19 protein-coding genes and 1 riboswitch are annotated in these 20567 nt (G+C 41.1%); of the genes, 14 read left to right on the top strand and 5 right to left on the bottom strand.

Translation table 11 applies throughout. The features are described 5' to 3' along the window. Positions 1-3: 3 nt before the first annotated feature. The 4 genes from HPT25_RS05025 (at position 4) to ytaF (ending at position 5859) form a co-directional block, all read left to right on the top strand. The gene (locus HPT25_RS05025; RefSeq protein ID WP_173070888.1) at positions 4-648 is read left to right on the top strand and encodes a response regulator; all 645 of its coding nucleotides are present in this window, start codon (positions 4-6) and stop codon (positions 646-648) included. Between the two features lie 414 nt (positions 649-1062). Further along, positions 1063-2790 (top strand): ABC transporter ATP-binding protein, encoded by a 1728-nt coding sequence (locus HPT25_RS05020; RefSeq protein ID WP_173060827.1) that lies wholly within the window; start codon positions 1063-1065, stop codon positions 2788-2790. Further along, positions 2787-4979: an ABC transporter ATP-binding protein gene (locus tag HPT25_RS05015; protein WP_173060825.1), complete on the top strand. Its 2193-nt coding sequence runs from the start codon at positions 2787-2789 to the stop codon at positions 4977-4979. The genes HPT25_RS05020 and HPT25_RS05015 overlap by 4 nt, the downstream gene beginning before the upstream one ends. 250 nt (positions 4980-5229) lie before the next feature. After that, positions 5230-5859 carry a sporulation membrane protein YtaF gene (gene ytaF, locus HPT25_RS05010; protein WP_173060822.1) on the top strand — a complete coding sequence of 210 codons (630 nt, stop codon included), beginning with the start codon at positions 5230-5232 and terminating at the stop codon, positions 5857-5859. A 122-nt stretch (positions 5860-5981) separates the two neighbouring features. On the opposite strand, the gene serC is transcribed toward ytaF, so the two are convergent. After that, on the bottom strand, positions 5982-7079 hold the full coding sequence (serC, locus tag HPT25_RS05005) for a 3-phosphoserine/phosphohydroxythreonine transaminase (RefSeq protein WP_173060819.1): 1098 nt from the start codon (positions 7077-7079) through the stop codon (positions 5982-5984). A 395-nt stretch (positions 7080-7474) separates the two neighbouring features. Here serC and HPT25_RS05000 point away from each other — a divergent pair, with 395 nt between their 5' ends. After that, positions 7475-8038 (top strand): LOG family protein, encoded by a 564-nt coding sequence (locus tag HPT25_RS05000; RefSeq protein ID WP_173060816.1) that lies wholly within the window; start codon positions 7475-7477, stop codon positions 8036-8038. Positions 8039-8114: 76 nt separating this feature from the next. On the opposite strand, the gene HPT25_RS04995 is transcribed toward HPT25_RS05000, so the two are convergent. Continuing rightward, complete coding sequence (locus tag HPT25_RS04995; RefSeq protein ID WP_173060813.1) at positions 8115-8606, bottom strand: C40 family peptidase; 492 nt, start codon at positions 8604-8606, stop codon at positions 8115-8117. Between the two features lie 305 nt (positions 8607-8911). Between HPT25_RS04995 and HPT25_RS04990 the strand changes: the two genes are divergently transcribed. The 3 genes from HPT25_RS04990 to HPT25_RS04980 all read left to right on the top strand — a co-directional run bounded on the left by HPT25_RS04990 (position 8912) and on the right by HPT25_RS04980 (position 10200). After that, the gene (locus HPT25_RS04990; RefSeq protein ID WP_173060810.1) at positions 8912-9097 is read left to right on the top strand and encodes a hypothetical protein; all 186 of its coding nucleotides are present in this window, start codon (positions 8912-8914) and stop codon (positions 9095-9097) included. Between the two features lie 169 nt (positions 9098-9266). Then, positions 9267-9623 carry a hypothetical protein gene (locus HPT25_RS04985; protein ID WP_173060807.1) on the top strand — a complete coding sequence of 119 codons (357 nt, stop codon included), beginning with the start codon at positions 9267-9269 and terminating at the stop codon, positions 9621-9623. Positions 9624-9672: 49 nt separating this feature from the next. After that, complete coding sequence (locus tag HPT25_RS04980) at positions 9673-10200, top strand: ferric reductase-like transmembrane domain-containing protein (protein ID WP_173060804.1); 528 nt, start codon at positions 9673-9675, stop codon at positions 10198-10200. Between the two features lie 34 nt (positions 10201-10234). Here HPT25_RS04980 and HPT25_RS04975 read toward each other — a convergent pair whose 3' ends face one another. Beyond that, entirely contained in the window at positions 10235-10606 is a 372-nt protein-coding gene (locus tag HPT25_RS04975) for a winged helix-turn-helix transcriptional regulator (protein ID WP_173060801.1), read from the bottom strand. Between the two features lie 170 nt (positions 10607-10776). On the opposite strand from HPT25_RS04975, the gene HPT25_RS04970 reads away from it, so the two are divergent. Continuing rightward, on the top strand, positions 10777-12000 hold the full coding sequence (locus tag HPT25_RS04970; protein ID WP_173060798.1) for an MFS transporter: 1224 nt from the start codon (positions 10777-10779) through the stop codon (positions 11998-12000). Between the two features lie 5 nt (positions 12001-12005). Next, positions 12006-12836 carry an aldo/keto reductase gene (locus HPT25_RS04965; RefSeq protein WP_173060795.1) on the top strand — a complete coding sequence of 277 codons (831 nt, stop codon included), beginning with the start codon at positions 12006-12008 and terminating at the stop codon, positions 12834-12836. 44 nt (positions 12837-12880) lie between these two features. Here HPT25_RS04965 and HPT25_RS04960 read toward each other — a convergent pair whose 3' ends face one another. Next, the gene (locus HPT25_RS04960) at positions 12881-14305 is read right to left on the bottom strand and encodes an N-acetylmuramoyl-L-alanine amidase (protein ID WP_173060792.1); all 1425 of its coding nucleotides are present in this window, start codon (positions 14303-14305) and stop codon (positions 12881-12883) included. A gap of 365 nt (positions 14306-14670) precedes the next feature. Between HPT25_RS04960 and HPT25_RS28270 the strand changes: the two genes are divergently transcribed. Continuing rightward, the gene (locus HPT25_RS28270; protein WP_217269631.1) at positions 14671-14835 is read left to right on the top strand and encodes a hypothetical protein; all 165 of its coding nucleotides are present in this window, start codon (positions 14671-14673) and stop codon (positions 14833-14835) included. 54 nt (positions 14836-14889) lie between these two features. On the opposite strand, the gene HPT25_RS04955 is transcribed toward HPT25_RS28270, so the two are convergent. Further along, positions 14890-15699: an undecaprenyl-diphosphate phosphatase gene (locus HPT25_RS04955; RefSeq protein ID WP_173060789.1), complete on the bottom strand. Its 810-nt coding sequence runs from the start codon at positions 15697-15699 to the stop codon at positions 14890-14892. Positions 15700-16103: 404 nt separating this feature from the next. Between HPT25_RS04955 and HPT25_RS04950 the strand changes: the two genes are divergently transcribed. The 3 genes from HPT25_RS04950 to HPT25_RS04940 all read left to right on the top strand — a co-directional run bounded on the left by HPT25_RS04950 (position 16104) and on the right by HPT25_RS04940 (position 20549). Next, the gene (locus HPT25_RS04950) at positions 16104-16976 is read left to right on the top strand and encodes an EAL domain-containing protein (protein WP_173060787.1); all 873 of its coding nucleotides are present in this window, start codon (positions 16104-16106) and stop codon (positions 16974-16976) included. A gap of 37 nt (positions 16977-17013) precedes the next feature. Beyond that, complete coding sequence (locus HPT25_RS04945; RefSeq protein ID WP_173060784.1) at positions 17014-17964, top strand: GGDEF domain-containing protein; 951 nt, start codon at positions 17014-17016, stop codon at positions 17962-17964. 102 nt (positions 17965-18066) lie between these two features. Then, positions 18067-18164: riboswitch (cyclic di-GMP riboswitch) on the top strand. A gap of 63 nt (positions 18165-18227) precedes the next feature. Further along, entirely contained in the window at positions 18228-20549 is a 2322-nt protein-coding gene (locus HPT25_RS04940) for a S53 family peptidase (protein ID WP_173060781.1), read from the top strand. The last annotated feature ends 18 nt before the right edge of the window (positions 20550-20567 follow it).

Below are 20567 nucleotides of genomic sequence, written 5' to 3'. Positions count from 1 at the left end.
ATGATTAATGTAATGATTGTAGATGACCAGGGGATTGTCCGAGACGGTTTGAAGATGCTATTAAGCTTAAATGAAGAGATTCGGATTATAGGAGAGGCGGTAAACGGGGCAGAACTCCTGCACCTGCTGGAAGGCACGGTGCCCGATGTGATTCTAATGGACATCCGAATGCCTGTTATGAATGGGATCGACGCCACAAAGGCGGTGAAGGAAATCTATCCAAACGTGAAGGTTATTATTTTAACCACGTTTAATGAGGATGAGTATATTTTCAATGGGCTGAAAAATGGGGCAGATGGATTCATTTTGAAAGATTCGGATTTAAAAGAGATCATTAAGGCCATTAAGGCTGCTTATGAAGGGACGCTCCTGCTTCATCCAGAAGTGACGAGCAAACTCATTCATGCCCTTCAACAGGTTCCCGAATATTCAGCGGCCTCTGGAATGGAAAAGAAGGATTTATCTAATATACTGACACCGAGAGAAGTCGAAGTCGTAGAACAAATTATGCAAGGAAAAAGCAATAAGACAATTAGTGCGGCGTTATTTTTAACAGAAGGTACAGTGAAAAATTATGTATCTCGCATTCTTGATAAATTAGAGCTCAAAAGCCGTGCTGAGTTGATTATTTATCTAAAGGAGCAATAATCTTTTGAATGTGAAAAAACTCATGTTAAAATAATGAAGATTCTCATATAAAAAGGATGAAATTCTGCACTATTGCAGGATCATTCTTTTTTTTATAATACTATGGCTAGTGTTAAAAGCACGGTGAAATTACTCCATTCGTTACTTCATCATCATTTCGAACATATTCCCCCATATCAAAAAATTATCATGTTATTGTAAAAATTAAAGTGCCGAAAATCCTGAAAAAAAAGATAGAATAAACAATGGATGCCCTCTTAAATGGCAGAAATTTAATTCTTCAGGATGTTTTACCATTTTTTAATTGGTGGAGGGTGAGGACGATCCTATTTTTTACAGATTCCGCTGACAGCACACTCCTGATGGAGACATGATTGTATCGATCACAAAAGATGAAAAGGAGCGTCATAATTTATGTTAAGGCTGTTTAGGTATTTAAAACCGTATACTTTGTTGATTATCGTTGTGCTGGCCTTTGTTTTCCTGCAGACATTAAGTGATCTTTATCTTCCTACATTGATGTCCGATATTATTAACAAAGGGGTTATGCAGGGGGATACAGGAGAAATTCTGCGCATCGGCGGCTTTATGCTCTTGTTTGCTGGCAGCGGCGCTATTTGTGCAATTGTGGCCAGTTACTTTTCCTCTAAAGTCGCAGTGGGGCTGGGAACGCTCTTGCGCAGCAGGATTTTTAATAGGGTGGAAAGTTATTCGTTACAAGAAATTGATAAGTTCGGTACTGCAACACTTATTACCAGAAGCACGAACGATATTACCCAGGTCCAAATGGTTTTAATCATGATCATGCGGATGATGATTAGTGCTCCTATGATGGCTATTGGCGGCATTATTATGGCTTTACGGGAAGATCGAAAGCTTACTTGGGTCTTGGCCATTGCCATTCCTATTTTAGCTGGTGTTATTGCCTTGATTGCCTCCCGCATGATCCCAACTTTTCGAAAAATACAGGGAAAGATTGATAGAATCAACCTTGTTTTACGGGAAAAGCTTGTGGGAATTCGTGTGATCAGAGCCTTTAACATGGTTACGCACGAAGAAAAGCGTTTTGAAGAGGCGAATGTGGATCTCACCAATAATTATATAAAAGTGAATCGAATCATGGCGTTTATGATGCCTTCGATCATGCTCGTGATGAACTTTACTTCTCTGGCCGTTTTATGGTTTGGGGGAATTTTCATTAGCAAAGGCAATATGGATTTGGGGGCGTTGTCGGCATTTACCCAATATGCTATGCAAATTATGTTTTCCATGCTCATGCTTTCCTTGATGTTTATCATGGTTCCTCGTGCCCAAGCCGCAGCAGTAAGAATTAATGAAGTGTTAGAAACGATGCCGGGAATAACTGATAGCGAAAAAGTGGAAGATACTTTCACTGAGAAAGGTTATATTGAATTTAAAGATGTCTCGTTCACTTATCAAGGGGCTGAACAGCCAGCATTACGGAATATCTCCTTTTCTGCTACTCCTGGCGAAGTAACAGCTATCATTGGCAGTACAGGTGCGGGCAAATCCACTCTTGTTAACTTGATTCCAAGATTCTACGATGTGGACAGCGGCAGTGTGCTAATTGACGGAGTAGATATCAGGGAAATGTCCCAGGAGACGCTTCGTTCTAAGATTGGATTCGTTCCGCAAAAAGCCGTCCTATTTTCTGGAACCATTAATGAAAATATACGCTTTGGCAATCAGAAGGCTTCAGTGGAAGAAATTAGACATGCAGCGGATATTGCTCAAGCACTTGATTTTATTGAGAACATGGATGATGGTTTTGAACATCAAATAACACAGGGCGGGACAAATGTTTCTGGCGGACAAAAACAGCGTTTATCCATTGCACGGGCGTTAGTAAGGAAGCCTGAAATTTACGTTTTTGATGATAGTTTTTCAGCTCTTGATTTCAAAACAGATGCCAAGCTTCGGGCTGCGCTCAAGAAGGAAATCACAGAGGCAACCGTCATTATTGTTGCCCAGAGGGTAGGAACGGTCAGGGACGCCGATCGGATTATCGTCTTAAACGATGGTGAGATTGCCGGCATGGGTACTCATAAAGAGCTGTTAGAAACCAGTCAGGTATACAGGGAAATTGTATCCTCACAACTGTCTGAGGAGGAGATCGCATGAGTGGAACAAACAATCGTCCAAATCCTGGAGGAAACAGAGGCGGAGCCGGTTTTGGCGGGGGCGGCCATTTTGGTGCACCGGTCCAAAAGGCCAAGGATTTTAAAGGAACGCTTAAAAGGCTTCTCAGGTATTTAAAACCGCATAGGTTGAATTTAATCATTGTTTTGATTTTTGCGATCGCCAGTACATCGTTTACAATTGCTGCACCTAAAATCATGAGTCATGCCATGAACAAATTACAAGATGGCTATATGGCAAAAATGATGCTGGAGAAAATGACTGATGCCCAGAAAGCGGCTGTTGATCAGATCGATAAGCAAATGAAGCAGACGCAAAATTCACCAAATATCTCTTCTACACCGCAACAGGCAAAGGTCAATCCGGAAACGGCTAAAGCGATCCAGGAATTTATTAAGCTTCCAATGCTGGATACTGTGACAGATGCCAATCAAAAAGCGGACATCGTCAAGAAAATGCTGGATTTAAGTAAAAAGATGCCTAGTCAAGAACGTTCCGGAGCGAAAAATGTCAAATTGACCCAAGATCAAATTAACGGGGCAGTCAAGGCAATCAAGGAAACAAATGGAAAGTACGACTTCCAATATATTGGCAAGATCGCCTTGGTTCTCATGGGAATGTATGTGATCAGTGCCTGCTTTAGTTTAATTATGGGACTTGTAATGTCCGGCGTTGCGCAGAAAACGGTACGGGATTTACGCATGGAAGTGGATAAAAAGCTAGCCAAATTGCCGCTTAAATATTTTGATAGTCATCCGCATGGTGATATTCTAAGCCGGGTAACGAATGACTTGGATACGGTTGCGAACACACTGCAACAAAGCTTAACCCAGATCATCACTTCAGTTATTACGATTATTGGGTACATTATTATGATGCTGACGATCAGCCCTATTCTTACGCTGATCATGCTGGTAACTCTCCCATTGTATGTTGTCACTACTGCGTTCGTTGCTAAAAAGTCACAGAAATACTTTGCGTCCCAGCAGAAAGAGTTGGGAGCTCTCAGCGGACATGTAGAGGAGATGTACACAGGGCATAAAATTGTAAAGGTTTTTGGGAAGGAAAAAGATGCCATTGAGCGTTTTGAAGCCATTAATAAAAACTTATACGCTTCTGGCTGGAAAGCGCAATTTATCTCCGGAATGATGTTTCCGCTCATGAACTTCGTCAGCAACTTAGGATACGTTGGAATTTGTATCGTCGGTGGCCTGTGGATTACCAAGAATCTGCTCGGTTTAGGAGACATTCTTGCCTTTATTCAATACTCGCGATCCTTTACGATGCCGATTGCTCAGACAGCACAGATTGCCAATGTGATCCAGTCAACAGTGGCTTGTGCGGAGCGGGTATTTGAAATTCTTGATGCATCGGAAGAAATTCCGGAATCTCCAGATGCCAAAGTCATCGAATTTCCACGTGGAGAAGTTCGTTTTGAACACGTAGATTTCCGCTACAAGGAAGAGGTGCCACTGATTGAGGACATGAACCTGGTGGTAAAACCAGGGCAGACTATTGCCATTGTAGGCCCAACTGGTGCAGGTAAAACGACTCTTGTGAACTTATTAATGCGATTCTATGAAATCAATACTGGTAAAATTAGCATCGACGGTGTAGATATCAGAGATATGAAACGAAATGATCTGCGGAAAATGTTTGGGATGGTGTTGCAGGACACTTGGCTCTTTAACGGAACCATTAAGGATAATATCGCCTATGCTAAGCAAGGGGCGACCATGGAGGAAATCGTCCATGCAGCCAAAGCAGCCCATGCAGATCATTTTATTAGGACACTGCCTGACGGTTATCAAACAGTCTTAAACGAAGAGGCAACAAATATATCTCAGGGTCAAAAGCAGCTGCTCACCATAGCACGGGCCATCCTTGCTGACCCGACGATTTTAATTCTGGATGAAGCTACAAGCAGTGTCGATACTAGAACGGAAGTGTTAATTCAAAAAGCCATGTCCAATCTGATGGAAGGACGAACTAGTTTCGTCATCGCCCACCGATTATCAACCATTCGTGATGCGGAAAAAATCCTCGTCATGAATAAAGGGAAAATCATTGAAATGGGCAATCATCGGGAATTGATTGCGAAAGGCGGCTTTTATGCCGAACTTTACAATAGTCAATTTACCGGGCAAAACTTGGCTGCTGACATTATATAACCATTCAAAAAAGTCCTTGGAGGAGCTAGTTTATTTCACTAGCTCTTTTTTGCGTTATTTTCCTCATGAATTTGTACTTCTTTAGTAAGAGCTTTGAAAGCACGAAGGTGATTCATCAACATCATGATTTAGGAGCTGTTTTTAAAATTCCCCCCTAATACCAACCGGGCTCTAGCTCCACAAATTTTTCCGGATAGGCACTTTTACTGCTCCTTCCCATAACATGGCAAAAGAAGGAGAGTGGAAATAAATGAATTGGCTTGTGATCCTTGCCTTTGCCTTGTCTTCAAGTATAGATAATCTGGGTGTAGGTATTTCCTACGGAATTCGCGGAATTCGAATCGGTATATGGGCAAATCTGATTATTGCCGTCATCTGTTTTCTTTTTAGTGAAACCGGTATCCTGTTTGGAAAATGGTTATCATCAGTCATTCCAGGAGCGTTTCCCATCTTTGCCGGAGCTTTCTTATTAATCCTTATTGGGGTTCGAATCATTTTATTGGCTGCCCCGCGTAAAGGGCAATCAGACAAAGAGAAACCTGAAGATGCGACCAAAGTAAGTGCCATTTTGAAAAATCCTGAACAAGCAGATATGGACAAATCAGGAGAAATCGGCCTTAAGGAGGCCTGCATTCTTGGAATCGCTCTTTCGGCAAATGCCGTTACCAATGGTTTGAGTGCGGGGCTGTTCGGATTATCGCCATTGGCCATTTCGTTGACAGCAGCGGCAGGGAGCTTTTTAATGGTATGGCTGGGGGTTGTTGTTGGAGGGAAAGCAGCTGATATTCGAATTGGGTCCTTTACGTTAGGGCAATTCGGAACCATCATTAGTGGAATCATTCTGGTGCTGATTGCATGTGAAAGTATATTTTTTAGATGAATAAATACAATCGGGCCTTTGTTTTTAAACGGCCGGGGATAAGCAAGCTGATCTGAATACAAAAACCCGGCCGCAAAAAAACAGCCGGGTTTTCATGTGGATAAATGTACGTTAATTTTTAATTACCCATTAGTTTGTTGAAATTGTACCATGAACTCACTAAATGCTTTGCATGTTTCATATGGTACGGCATTATAAGTAGAAGCGCGGCATCCGCCGACAGAACGGTGGCCGTTTACACCGATAAAGCCTTCTTTTTTGGCCTCAGCCAAGAATTTTTTCTCTAGTTCTTCGTCTTTTAAACGGAAGGTAATGTTCATTAAGGAACGGCTGTCTTTTTCCGCATGGCCGTTATAAAATCCGTTGCTTAAGTCAATGGCATCATAAATCAATTTTGCTTTTTCTTCGTTGCGTTTCGTGATTTCATGAATGCCGCCAAGTCCTTTCACCCAATTCAATACTTCTCCAAGCATGTAGATTCCGAAGGTTGGAGGGGTGTTATATAATGAATTGTTTTTAGCATGTGTGCTGTATTTCAACATGGTTGGAATATTGGTATTGGCTTTCTCCAGCAGATCCTTGCGAATAATGGCAACTGTGACGCCTGATGGGCCAAGGTTCTTCTGTGCGCCAGCATAGATTAACGCAAATTTGCTGACATCAAATGGTCTGGAGAGGATATCACTGGACATATCCCCAATCAGGGGCACACCTTCAATAACAGGGAAGTCCTTCCATTGAGTGCCGTAAATCGTATTGTTGGATGTTAAATGAACATAGGCATCGTCCGTGTTATATTGCAATTCTTCGAATTTTGGAATCTGGCGGTATTGCCCGTCTTTTGTGCTTGCTGAATGATAAGGATTTCCGAAGAGCTTAGCTTCGGCAAATGCTTTTTCAGACCATGAACCTGTCATGACATAGGCAGCTTTTTGCTCGGGTTTTAAAAAGTTCATCGGGATCATGGAAAACTGCAGGCTTGCCCCGCCTTGCAGGAACAGAACCTCATAGTTGTCCGGAATGGACAGCAGTTCCTTTAAAAGAGCAATAGCCTGGTTGTGTACTTCTTCATAGGCGGCACTGCGATGGCTTAGCTCCATTACAGACATACCAGTTCCGCGAAAATCAACGAGCTCCTCCTGGGCTTTTTTCAAAACGTCCAGTGGAAGCGCAGAAGGTCCTGCGTTAAAATTATAGGCTCTTTGTAATTGATCGATCATGTTTGCACCCCTTGTTTACAAGTTATTTAATCTCAATAATACTAGCTTTTTTGGAAAATTTGAATAGTTTTGAGTGCACTAAATTTTCATTCTTCGATGAAAGCCTTTCCAATCTGTTAATGGCGCAGGCTGTTTTTTTTATTAACTTTTTGTGAACAACCTCGAATGCTCCAGTTTAATGGAAATCTCTTTGATGACATTTTTCCCTAAATATTTTAAAACGAATTTCGTATAATGAAATAAAAGAGGACAAAGCTGGTAAATAATGATTTATGGTAAAGAAAACTCGCCGACTGGCGAACCCGACAGGGCAAAGACAGAGGTGTAGTTGCCCTTATGCCTGATAGGGAAGTTATTCTTTCCAATCAGCTAAAGAAAAACTTGGAGGGGACATCATGAAACGATTGGCAGTTTTTTGCGGTTCCAGTTTAGGTGCTTCCGATGCTTATAAAGCTGGAGCCATTGAATTGGGAAAAGAGTTAGCAAAACGTAAGATTACTTTGGTCTATGGCGGTTCCAGTATTGGCTTGATGGGGGCGGTGGCAGACACAGTTCTGAATGAAGGCGGTCATGCCATTGGTGTGATTCCTCGTGTCTTGGAGCAGCGTGAAATATCTCATAAAGGGCTGACAGAGCTTTATACCGTTGAAACCATGCATGAGAGAAAGGCGAAAATGGCCGAGCTGGCAGACGGCTTTATTGTTCTGCCCGGCGGCACAGGAACACTGGAAGAATTTTTCGAAATCTTTACATGGTCACAAATTGGCCTAAACCAAAAGCCATGCGGCCTTCTCAACATTGATCACTATTACGACCCGCTCATCACCCTATTCGACCATATGGTAGAACAAAAATTTCTCCAAGAAAAATTCCGTTCCATCGCCATCGTCGAAGACCAACCAGACTTATTAATCGAACAATTCTTTAAATACGTTCCTCCATCCATTAAAACATACTAGTATAAGGGAGCAGCCTTTATAAGCGCTGCTCCCTTATTCACAGTGGTGCCTGACACCAGATTATAATGATTATAAATCAGAGTTCTCCAATCTTTGTGAGTTTTCCGCTATTGATGAGATCGACGGGAGCGGGAGTGTAAGGGATGTTTGCCCAGTTTCGTCCGACGGATTTTGCGCAGTCATTGAGGAATGAGGAGCAAATCCGCCGGTTTCCTTCTTGGAAACTGTAAATGGGGATATCAAGTTTGAAGCGGACTAGTTCTGCGAGGATGGCAGTATAGTCGTATTGGATGCCGAAATGATTCTTGGCATATGCTGTGATTCTTTTTCTCTCTTGTTTTGTTAACGTTTCATCCCGCCATACTTCTAAGTGCCCTCCTGAGTTCAAGTAAGTGGAGAGATAGGCAATGCCTGAATCTCTCCCAGACTGTGCCTCAGCCAGTGTTTGCTTGTCCAAAAATAAGGCGCAATGGCTGGGGCCGCCTGTCACCATCTCAATTGCCTCGGAAAAAATCCCCCTCCCCCAGACAAATAAAATATCCCCAGGTAAAATATCACTTGTGTTCAATTCGATCCCCCTTTCTTGAAAAATAAAAAAAGAGCCACAGGGTCCCATAACGGCTTCAAACATTTCCTCGTCCCATTTATATTTATTAGAAAAATAGTTTGGCTAAACTTTTAAAAGAATCCCCTGTCATATAATTTATGATAGAGTATCTCACAAAGTATGTGCCATTACCTTGGTTTGTTGATATTTTTGTGGAATTTTGAATCCTATTAAGATGAGCAAACACTAGTTTAAAATCTTGTAAACTTGGGCATGATGTTTACTAACATAGAAAATGATGAATGATTTAGGGGCAGGGGAGAAAAATGAGCAATCATTTAATGTGGATTTTTGAAAACTTATCCATTGTGAAAGAACAAGACTTGGAGAAATGCAACATGGAGTTGGAAAACAACCAGCACAACGAGATTGTAAGAAAAGCATTAATGGTCTATAAATCTGAACTGCTGGATTGTCTGGAAATGTACGATCATTATAGAAACCAATCTTAATAGGAAAAAACCTGTACAATTTCAAAGTACAGGTTTTTTTAAAGTTCAGGAAACTTTCAGCTTGCATTCAAGACCAATTCAGGTTGAGGGTGCATTATATGTTCATAAGCTAATTGAAAGCATCTTAAGAAGTTTAAATAAATTTTTAAAATGAAAGGGAGTACTTAAAATGGAAAAAAAGAAATTTACATCATGGGGAGTAAGCTTTGCTAGTTTGGCTCTTGTAGCAGGGATGGCATCATACTTGGGGATCAAAGACAATCAAACAAAAACAAATTCAGCCACATCGGCGGTGACCACTCAAAGTTCAAACACTACCACAACATCTCAGAGTACGAACAGCCAAAATTCGTCCTTTACTATTAAGTATCCAGAGCAAACTTCTAATTCAAATGGAACACAACAAACGACAACTCAATCTTCTAATACGAACGGTGCACAGCAATCAACTACGCAAACTGTTTCACAGGACCATTCATCTGCAAACCAGCATGATGGTTTTGATACAACTACTGGTGGGACCTGATATAAAGTCCATGGACTTGTAAAAAAATGAACGAAAGAAGGGAAAACATATGCAATCACTGGAATGGTACGCCATACGTGCTACAGGAACAGTCGCCTATCTTTTAATGTATTTGTCGGTCATCATCGGACTTTATTCAATGGTTCAAAAGAAACGGAAAAAGAAAATAAATAATATCATTCATCTTCATGAAGCACTTGGGGACTGGTCATTAATTCTAACCTTCGGGCACTTGGGAGTTTTGCTAATTGATTCATACTTTACATTCAAGTGGTCGGACATACTTATTCCGTTTACATCCAATTACCAAACGATTTCCATGGCATTGGGAACGCTCGGAACGTATTTCTTGATTATCACGATTGTCTCATCCAAATTACGCAAGAAGATCGGTTATCAACGCTGGCGGAAACTGCATGCACTGAATCCCATTCTTTATATTATGGTTACCATGCACGGACTGATGAGCGGAACGGATTTCTCGGGGCCAGTATTGGCAGTCGTAAATATTGTGCCAATCATTGTCATGGGAATCATGCTGCTTTCATCGAAGAAAAAACTGACTCCAGCCCATTAAAAAACAAGGTGGATGCATTCAAATCCACCTTGTTTTATTTTAGCTTCTCATTCAAAATATTATCTTCAAGTACTGAAAATTTATCTCCATATACTTTTGTAATATGGTTTTCCCCCCAAGAACAAAGGGAATCCAAAATTCCTTTTAAACTCCAGCCATACTCGCTTAATTCATACTCCACTTTAGGAGGAACTTGATTGTAGACTATGCGGTCAATAATCCCATCCTCTTCTAATTCACGAAGTTGCTGAGTCAGCATTTTCTGGGTAATATTTGGCATCAGCCTTTTTAATTCACTTGTACGTTTCTTACCGTGTGTGAGGTGGCATAAGATCACGCATTTCCACTTCCCGCCAATCACTTCCAGTGTGGCTTCAACGGAGATATTGTATTTTTTCTTCTGCAAATCGTACTCCTCCAATCTTATAGGCACTTAAAAGTACCTATATTACTTTTTGGTTCCTATATAACTTTAAAGTGCGTACTTCCATATAATATCCTTTTCTTTCATAATAACATCTGCGGGCGGGACTTCAAAGTATCCATTGCCAGCGATTAACTAAAGGAGGAAACGTCATGTCATTAGATAAAAAACGAAGTACCTTAGCACTGCTTGCTTTGGCCGTGAGCGCATTTGCTATTGGTACGACGGAATTTATAAGTGTGGGGTTATTGCCTTTAATATCCAAGGATTTACATGTCTCGATTACAACGGCCGGTCTAACGGTGTCACTCTATGCATTGGGAGTAACCATTGGTGCCCCCATACTAACATCTATTACTTCGAACATGTCCCGTAAAACCTTACTTCTTTGGATTATGGCCGTTTTTATGATCGGAAACAGTATCGCCGCCACAGCTGCCAGCATTGGAGTATTACTGGCGGCTCGTGTGATATCAGCTTTTTCACATGGTGTATTCATGTCCATCGGCTCAACCATAGCAGCTGAGCTGGTACCTGAAAATCGAAGAGCCAGTGCCATTTCTATTATGTTTTCCGGACTGACAGTCTCAACCGTAACTGGAGTGCCTTTTGGAACGTTTGTCGGCCAGCAATTCGGATGGAGAACCACCTTTATCGTTATAGTAGCAGTGGGAATTATTGCGTTTTTGGCCAATAGTTTCCTCGTTCCATCTGAACTGCGAAAAGGGAAGCGCACCACCCTCAAAGATCAGTTCCAAGTCATCACAAATGGGCGTTTATTGCTTATTTTCATCATTACGGCTTTAGGATATGGAGGAACATTTGTTGTATTTACTTATTTATCCCCTATTCTACAAAACATTACTGGATTTAAGGAAGGCGCCGTTTCATTGATTCTGCTGCTTTATGGACTGGCTATAGCCATAGGAAATATGGTAGGGGGCAGGCTATCCAATCAAAATCCAATGAAAGCATTATTCTATATGTTTATCATTCAAGCTGTTATATTGCTTACATTGTTTATAACGGCCCCTTTTAAACTAGCAGGACTAATCACCATATTTTTCATGGGGGTAATGGCCTTTATGAATGTACCGGGATTGCAGGTTTACGTCGTGATGTTAGCGGAGCGTTTTGTTCCTGCAGCAGTAGATGTGGCATCTGCCATCAATATCGCGGCGTTTAATGCGGGTATTGCCTTTGGCTCCTATTTGGGCAGTCTCGTAACCGACTCCATCGGTCTTATTCATACCACATGGACAGGAGCCATCATGGTATTTGCCGCGATTCTTCTAACGGGAGTAAGTTGGGCGCTTGAAAAAAAGGAAAAAGCAATGCAGCTGCATTTTAGTATAGAAAAAAAACTGGAGGTATGAATGAAATGATCACAAGTTTACATGATACAACGACATTAAATAACGGTGTAACAATGCCATGGCTTGGCATTGGCGTGTTTAAAGTGGATAATGGCCCGGAACTAGTAAACGCAGTAAAATTCGCTATTAAACATGGATATCGCAGTGTGGATACCGCGGCTATATATGAAAATGAAGAAGCTGTAGGTCAAGCCATCAGAGAATCAGGTGTTCCTCGAGAAGAACTGTTCGTCACATCTAAAGTGTGGAATTCTGATCTGGGCTATACTTCAACCATCACAGCTTTCGAAACCAGCTTGAAAAAACTAGGGCTAGATTATTTAGATTTATACCTGATCCACTGGCCGGTTGAAGGGAAATACAAAGAAGCATGGCGGGCGTTAGAAACCCTATATCAAGAGGGAAAGGTAAGAGCCATCGGTGTCAGCAACTTCCACATTCACCACCTAGAGGATTTAATGAAAGATGCAAACATAAACCCAATGGTCAATCAGGTGGAATACCATCCACGCTTAACGCAAAAAGCACTCCAGGCCTTTTGCGGGGAACATGGGATACAGCTGGAGGCTTGGTCACCGCTTATACAAGGACAGTTATTAGACAGCTCGATTCTGCAAGAAATTGCTGATCGATATCATAAAACCATTCCCCAAATTATTGTCCGCTGGGATTTACAAAATGGTGTGGTAACCATACCTAAATCCACTAAAGAGCATCGGATAGTGGAGAACGCAAATGTATTTGATTTTGAGCTGACAAAAGAGGATATGCAGCGAATTGACGAACTAAATCGAGATAATCGTGTAGGGCCAGACCCTGATCATATCGATTTTTAAAGCAAGAAGCTAGATAAGACAGACTTGTCCGATCTAGCTTCTTTTTAATTTGTATTTGAAAAATAATCGAGCAGCCCTTGGTAAACCCCTTGTGCTACGGTATTGGGATAATCATTGCTTTCCACAACAGAATCATCCTGTTTGTTGGAAAGGAATCCTAGTTCGATCAATGTACATGGCTGGGCGTTATTTCGCAAAACTTCCAAGTTATCGAAGCTTGTCCCGTCATTATTTAATCCCGTTGTTTTCGCCACTGCTTTTAAAAGATCCGAGGCAAGACGGCTGTCTCTCGCTGCTTTATAGTAATAATCAGTCAAACCATTGATGGATGGCTTATCCGTCCAATTGTAATGGAAGCTTATAAAAGCATCCGCATCGTTTTGGTTGGAAAGATTGGCCCTCTGATTTAAGGGAATATACGTATCGTTGGTGCGGGTCATAATTACATTGGCCCCAGCATTTTCAAGCTTTTGTTCAACGCGCTTGGCGGTGGCTAATGTTAAGGCCTTTTCATGTGTGCCCGTAATGCTGGTTGCCCCGTCATCTTTTCCTCCATGACCCGGGTCAAGAACAATGGTTTTTCCCTTAAGTGGCCCCTGACTATTAGGAATGTCAGGTGCTGCACTCCTATCCATATCTGGCGATGAAGAATCTTTCGAAGTGTTTGCGGATGTTGTATCCCCGGACGCAGTATTTTGGTTGTCGGAAGCATTTCCTCCAGTCGCTGTATTGTTGCTGTTTGAATCTGTATCTCCAGTTTCTGCATTTTGACTGGCTGCTGAAGTATCTCCGGTGGCTGGATTTTGATTGTCCGCTGTTGGTATTTTTCCAGTTTCTGCATTTTGATTGTCCGCTGTTGATGTTTTTTCGGTTGCTGCATTTTGGTTGTCCGTTGTTGTTGTATCCCCAGAGGCTGTATTTTGGTTAACTGCCGTTGTTTTGCCAACAGTTTTCTTTTGGGAGGAAGCTGTCCTTTCACCAGTCTTGGCCTTTGCTACAGGCTGTTTTGATAGGTAATTTTCGAATACCCAGCCCTCCTGTCCGGAAGAGGCCACCATTTTTGCCCAGCCATTCTGCTCATCATAAATGGTTATGTTTGAACCCAATTTTAATTTTCCAATGATTTTGCCGGTTAAACTTGGCTTTTCACGCACTCTTAAAACATCCGCTTCTACAGTTGCAGGAATACTTTCTTTTGGAGCAAGGTATGTGTTGTTAATCCAGCCAATTTGGTTGTTTGCTAGTTTTATTTCATCCCATTGGTTCTTTGTCTGAATGATGTCAAATGTGTCCCCATGATGCACTTGGCCGATAATTTTACTAGTACTGTCCGCTGCTTCCCTTACATTTAGAACATCTGCTGTAACCGTGAATTTGGCTGTAGCGTAGGCATTAAGTTTTATACCGGAAAGCGAGAACACCACAATACCAAGAGTTGCCAGGATCTTCATTAGACTTAAACTCTTCATTTTATTTTGAAACCTCCGAATTTTTTTCCTTGGGAACAGTATGGCCAGATTTCCGGCAAGATAAAATCAAAATTTACAAATTTTTAATATTGGAAATTGAGCCTTTGAAAAAAGGAATCTGTATTTCATAGGTCGAGCCTTTAAGGAATAAGCTGTTAGGGATTATAAAAATGGAAAACTATTAGGAGGTTGTGACTGTTTTGAAAGAAAAAGAATTACGGTGATATGGTGAAGAAGGAAACTGTTCTACATAGCGAGGATGAAGGACAGAACCCCCGAACTGGAAGAAGCGAGCTGTCCTTCATAGATAGGATGAAGGACACTATCCCGGACCGGAAGCAGGAACCTGTCCTTCAGCTTTTGCATTGGATGATTCTGTCTCAATAATAAAGGGATTTACTAGTCTGGTACCTTGCCACTCTGCCAAAAAGGCATTCGATGTTTATTGGTATCAGCATGATTTTTCCTATAGTGCAAGTTATTTGAACCATCAGCTTGTTCAATTTGTCAAATTGAAAGCAGACCGCTAAAAATAGAAAAAAGGCCGCTAGGGACCTCTTTTTTATTGGAAGAAATAAAACTAATTAGATTAGCCTGCTAACTAAAACCAAGATGCCGACAGCCCAGCAATAGTAGGCAAATGGACGCATTGCGTTGATTTCTTTCGTTTTGAACCATCTCATTAGAATCCAAACGCTTATGAACGCAGAAACACCTGCTACCACACCGCCGATTAAAGACATTTGCATTAACCCAGGTGTATGTGATTTTAAAATTTTTGGAACTTCTAGGATACTGGCTCCCGCAATGATGGGAGTAGCTAACAGCATCGAGAAACGAGCGGATGCTTCATGTTTTAATCCGGACCAGAACCCGGCTGTCATACTGGAACCTGAACGAGAAAAACCAGGAATAAGAGCTAATGATTGGAACAATCCAATTATAACTGCTTGCTTAATCGATAATTCTTCAATTTCCTTTGTTCCTTTAGAACGAAGCTTCTCTCCGAAATAAAGGAAAAATCCATTTACAATTAAAAATATTGCAGCTGTGGTCACATTACTAAACAATCTTGTTAATGGTTTTTCTAGAACAAGACCGATGATAGCGGCTGGCAGTGTTGCAACAATGACCAGGATCAACACCTTTTTGCTGCCGCTAAATAATGATTTGAGCATGTCTACCCAATCTCTCCAGAAAAACAATAACAAAGCAAGGGCCGTTCCTAAATGGAGCATAACGACGTATGGGAGAAAGTGTTCTTTTAAAAATTCTTGGTCTAAATCCCAATGAAATACATAGGGAGTAAGAACTCCATGGGCAACGCTGCTGATCGGAAATAATTCTGTTATTCCTTGGATGATGGCTAGTATAAGTGTCTGAATTAAATTCAAAATGTAATCCAACCTTTCAAAGTAATATGAATATTATACCAAGAGTAATGTAAATTACTTTTAATCCTATTGTTAAATTATTGTAAATTTTTATACAAAAGATCTCTTTTGATGCCTGCTTTCTTAATTGTGTCCATTTGCATCCATCACTTTTCAAACTCTATTTCCATGCTGGCATTCAGCACTTCTGATTGCTATTCCTCTTCCAGTTTTATTTCATAGCCATATCGTTTCTACCATGCCTTTCAAATTTTCCAATAGTAATATACCTCTGTTACTCTATTGATTTTTGGTAATTTAGTAATTTTTACACAATATTAACAAAGGTTCAAAGTAAAATTTACATAGATTTTACATTGGATCATTACTATATAAGTAGATAGAATTTAAAGTAGGTGCAGAACATGTACAGTCAACCCAGCGAGATTTTTTCAGCAATAGAGAAAAGTAATTTATATACCTATTTAAAAGGTTTAAACAACAGAGGCAGGAAAGAGTTTTTATATTATAAAAGGTTGAAGGAATTACATAAAATCATGAAAAGAAATGATTTGGATACGTTTTTTCAGCCAATACTTGATTTAAACACTGGGGAAACGATGGCGTTTGAAGCTTTAAACCGCCCGGCGGTTACGAATGTATTTCCAAATACCGAAGAGTTTTATGAATTTGTAGGACAATCCAATCAAGTATTTTTATTTGAATGTTTTTGCAGAAATCTTTCGCTCAAAAGATTTATTAGTAGATTAAAAGGGGCTGTGATGCAAGGAAACCCATTGATATTCCTCAATATCCATCCCAATGTTTTACTGGATTCCCATTATCATAGCGGTGAAACGCTTCAACTTTTAGCTGAGCTTGGGATTGAACCGCAGCAGGTTGTTTTTGAATTGACAGAGAGAAGTGCCGTAACCGACTTTACCCTTTTTGAAAAAGTTCTTTCCAATTACCGTTCACAAGGGTTCCGGATCGCCATTGATGATGTGGGTTCTGGATATAATAGTTTAAAAACATTAATATATTTAAAACCTGAATTTATAAAATTGGATAGGTCACTGATCCAAACTATTGATCAAAATCTCGAACAACAGCAGCTGGTGACGTTAATAGTCGAGTATGCCAAACAATCTGCTACTGAAATCATTGCGGAAGGAATAGAGAGAATAGAAGAACTGGCCTTTATCAGTGAACATGGTGTCCATTACGGTCAAGGATATGCACTGGGAAGACCCTTTGAAGAAATAAAGCCAGGGAAGATTCCAGCGTATTCACGTTGAAAAATATCCAAGATTGAGTTAATTGGCAGGTGATTCTATGGCAGCTTATATCGGAGATATTGCAGAGGTGGCCCCCTGTATATCCCAATCTGCACTGAGTAAGACAGCAGATCAGATATTTAGTAAGGATAGAAGAGTACAAGGAATTGTGATGGTAAATAATGAAGTGCCCATTTCTCTCATAACAAGAGCGCGATTCTATGAAAAAATGGGCACCTTATATGGCTATAATCTTTATATGGGAAGATCGATCGAGTTAATAGTGGAAAAAGAACCACTCATTGTGGATTATTTTCAGCCGATTACAGAAGTAAGTAAATTTGCCATGGAGAGAGCTGAAGAGGCCCGCTACGATGATGTCATTGTAACGAAAGGCAATAAGTTTGTTGGCATTGTTAGTATCCAGCGTCTGCTAATGAAATTAGTGGAAGTCCAAGTAGAATTTGCGAGCCTTCTTAATCCATTGACCCGATTGCCGGGAAACCACAGTATTGAGGATCAATTAAAGGAAGTTTTGCAACTAGAAAAGTTCAGTGTCTTATATTTTGATTTAGACCATTTTAAGTCCTATAACGATACATACGGTTTTAAAAAGGGAGATGACCTCCTTCAATCTACTGCAGAGCTTCTTAAAAGAACATTATTACCCAAAGGGATTTTTTTAGGACATATTGGCGGTGACGATTTTATTGCGATTCTGCCTCATTATGATTTTATAACCATTTGCCATCACCTGATAAAGGAATTCGACCAGATGAGGAAAGGTTTCTATTATGACAGCCACTTGTCAAAGCAATATGTCATAGCAGAAAATCGACAAGGTGTGAAAGAAAAGATTGCCCTTGTTTCATTGTCTATTGCCATTGTGACTAATCAGAATCAATCATTTGATAATGTGGGAGAACTGGCTGAATATGCAGCCGTCGTAAAAAAAAGATGTAAAACGGTTAGCGGAAGTTGTTGCTTCATCAATAATGAAAGTACATAATCTATGATTCTATTGACTCGGAATTTTTGGAAAAATTCTCTTATGTACATTGTTAAAACTACTTAGTAAAATAATGTTAAGGGAGTTTTATCCTATTAAACTAAATGAAAAAGGCAAAACTATTGAAAGATAGTGACGCAAAGTCGCGAGTCTAAAGAACTACTTGTTAAGAGCAGTTCCATGGCAGTCGGGCCGCCACATATGGTATATATAGTCTGCCATAGTGGCAGACTTTTTCTTTAGAGAAATGGAGAGTTGAATGGATGATAAGAAAAAAACTATTAGTACCCGCTGTTGCTTCATTGTTAAGTTTGACGTTATGTATGTCGGGTGGTACAAGTTTTGCAGCAGGTCCCAGCAAAGTTCGACTTTCCAGGGCAGTTCCAATGGCTCCTAAGCATAACAAGCTAGTGGGCCACACAGGCCGCAGTACGAGAGCGACTTTAACAGTTGCCCTTCAGTTAAGAAATGTGGATCAACTGAACCAATATATTGATAGTTTGAATGATCCTGCTTCTCCTAATTACAAACACTATTTGACGCCACAGGAATTTAATGATCAATATGGCCCGACAGAAGAAACGCTGAACAATGTTAAAAGTTTTTTAGCAAGCAAAGGCTTTAGAGTAAAGAATGTGTCAGCCAATCGTGCATTTATTACGGTCAACGGTACAACGGGACAAGTGGAAGATGCATTTGGTGTCACCATCAATAATTATAGAGATTCAAAAGGGGAAACCTTTTATTCCAATGCAGAGGCGCCCAGCATCCCTGTTCAATTTTCAGGAATCATTTCAGATATTGAAGGGCTGAATAACGAAGCCCATTATACACATCCGAAAATCATCAAACGTTCAACTCCTGTTGCCCATACGGTTAAAGCGAATGCGGTCAGCGGGCCAGCGGGCGGCTATACACCATCACAAATAAAAGGGGCATACGACATCAACCCGCTGGCGAGTTCCGGTTTTACTGGTTCAGGTCAGAGCGTTGCTGTTGTGGAGCTGGATGGATATAAATCATCTAATATCAGCACTTTTAGCAATTATTATAACCTTGGAAGTCCTGCACCTGCCAATGTATATGTCGACGGTTACAACGGTGCTGCCGGTGAAGGGGAACCGGAAGTAGAATTGGACATTGAAATGATCAATGCCGCTGCGCCAAAAGCTCAAGTGGCTGTATATGAGGCGCCAAATTCCGATCAAGGGTTAATCGATGCTTATCAAAAAATCGCCTCTGATGATAAAGCTAAAGCTATTTCTGTCAGCTGGGGGGTAGGCGAGAATCATATTTCGATTTCAACGCTGAATATCCTGCATACGATTTTTCAACAATATGCTGCACAAGGACAAAGTATTTTTGCGGCGTCTGGTGACAATGGAGCCTATGATTCCGGCGGTTCAACTTTAGAGGTGGACAGCCCTTCAAATGATCCATATGTGACAGGCGTTGGGGGAACACATTTGAATCTCAGCAGCTCCTCATACGGTTCTGAATCGGTTTGGAGCAGTAACACGGATCGATCGGGCGGCGGCGGCGGCTTGTCCACCGTCTATGCAATGCCAGCGTTCCAGTCAGGGCTTGGTGTGCAAAATGGTTATTCGAATGGAAAACGTCAGGTTCCGGATGTCTCAGCAAACGCTGACCCGAATTCAGGATATTCCATCTATACCCAAGGTTCATGGGTTGAGGTGGGAGGAACATCGGCAGCCGCGCCTTTATGGGCCGGAATCGCGGCCATTAATAATCAATATGCAGCGGCAAATGGAAAGAGCAGCCTAGGTCAGGCAAACCCGGCTCTATATAAAGCTTTTAATACGGCACAGCCTTACCCGGCATTTCATGACATTACTTCCGGGAATAACTTGTTCTACTCGGCAACAGCAGGCTATGACATGGCCACAGGGATCGGAACGCCTGATGTCTATAATTTAATTCGTGATATTAACGGATCCTCTAGCAGCGCGGGCAGTGGCACTGGGACGAGTACAGGTGCAACAAGTACAACAAGTACAACAAGTACAACAAGTACAACTTCGGGTACAACCACTAGTACAAGCGGAGGCACTACTTCCGGATCAGGTACAACAACGGGTACACCTACAAGCGGCACCAGCGGTACGATGACAGAGTTAATTAAAAACGGCGGCTTTGAAAACGGCCAGCTGCCATGGGTAGAAGCGAGCTCAGGCGGCTATCAATTAATTGAGTCCGTTCTACCGCATTTAGGCGGTTCATCAGCATTTTTAAATGGCTATAACAGAAGTACTGATCTCATTTATCAAACTGTTGCAATTCCAGCTACTGCAAAAAGTGCTACCCTTACTTTTTGGACCAATGTATCAACGAGAGAATTCCGCCATGCTTATGATTATTTCTATGCACTGGTAAGAAATTCTAAGGGTGCGACTTTAACCACTATGTTGAAATTAAGCGATGCAACAGCATCCGGCTGGCAGCAGCACAGCTTCAACCTAATAAATTTCAAAGGACAAACCATTCAAATTGCTTTTAAAGGAACAAATGATATCAGCAATCCGACTGCATTCTTTGTCGATGATGTGAGCTTACAAGTTCAATAAATCTATAAGTTAGGCGCC

Origin of the sequence: Neobacillus endophyticus (assembly GCF_013248975.1) — a bacterium.
GTDB lineage: Bacteria > Bacillota > Bacilli > Bacillales > Cytobacillaceae > Neobacillus > Neobacillus endophyticus.
The sequence above is the reverse complement of the archived record's forward strand: the minus strand, read 5'-3'. Positions and strand labels throughout refer to the sequence as shown.

Bases quoted from the DNA above. Each gene is read 5' to 3' on its own strand.
- HPT25_RS04985 (WP_173060807.1), top strand. From the start codon at position 9,267: ATGGAAAAAAAGAAATTTACATCATGGGGAGTAAGCTTTGCTAGTTTG.
- ytaF (WP_173060822.1), top strand. From the start codon at position 5,230: ATGAATTGGCTTGTGATCCTTGCCTTTGCCTTGTCTTCAAGTATAGAT.
- HPT25_RS04945 (WP_173060784.1), top strand. From the start codon at position 17,014: ATGGCAGCTTATATCGGAGATATTGCAGAGGTGGCCCCCTGTATATCC.
- HPT25_RS04960 (WP_173060792.1), bottom strand. From the start codon at position 14,305: ATGAAGAGTTTAAGTCTAATGAAGATCCTGGCAACTCTTGGTATTGTG.
- serC (WP_173060819.1), bottom strand. From the start codon at position 7,079: ATGATCGATCAATTACAAAGAGCCTATAATTTTAACGCAGGACCTTCT.
- HPT25_RS04980 (WP_173060804.1), top strand. From the start codon at position 9,673: ATGCAATCACTGGAATGGTACGCCATACGTGCTACAGGAACAGTCGCC.
- HPT25_RS05015 (WP_173060825.1), top strand. From the start codon at position 2,787: ATGAGTGGAACAAACAATCGTCCAAATCCTGGAGGAAACAGAGGCGGA.
- HPT25_RS05020 (WP_173060827.1), top strand. From the start codon at position 1,063: ATGTTAAGGCTGTTTAGGTATTTAAAACCGTATACTTTGTTGATTATC.
- HPT25_RS04970 (WP_173060798.1), top strand. From the start codon at position 10,777: ATGTCATTAGATAAAAAACGAAGTACCTTAGCACTGCTTGCTTTGGCC.
- HPT25_RS04950 (WP_173060787.1), top strand. From the start codon at position 16,104: ATGTACAGTCAACCCAGCGAGATTTTTTCAGCAATAGAGAAAAGTAAT.
- HPT25_RS05000 (WP_173060816.1), top strand. From the start codon at position 7,475: ATGAAACGATTGGCAGTTTTTTGCGGTTCCAGTTTAGGTGCTTCCGAT.
- HPT25_RS04990 (WP_173060810.1), top strand. From the start codon at position 8,912: ATGAGCAATCATTTAATGTGGATTTTTGAAAACTTATCCATTGTGAAA.
- HPT25_RS04965 (WP_173060795.1), top strand. From the start codon at position 12,006: ATGATCACAAGTTTACATGATACAACGACATTAAATAACGGTGTAACA.
- HPT25_RS04940 (WP_173060781.1), top strand. From the start codon at position 18,228: ATGATAAGAAAAAAACTATTAGTACCCGCTGTTGCTTCATTGTTAAGT.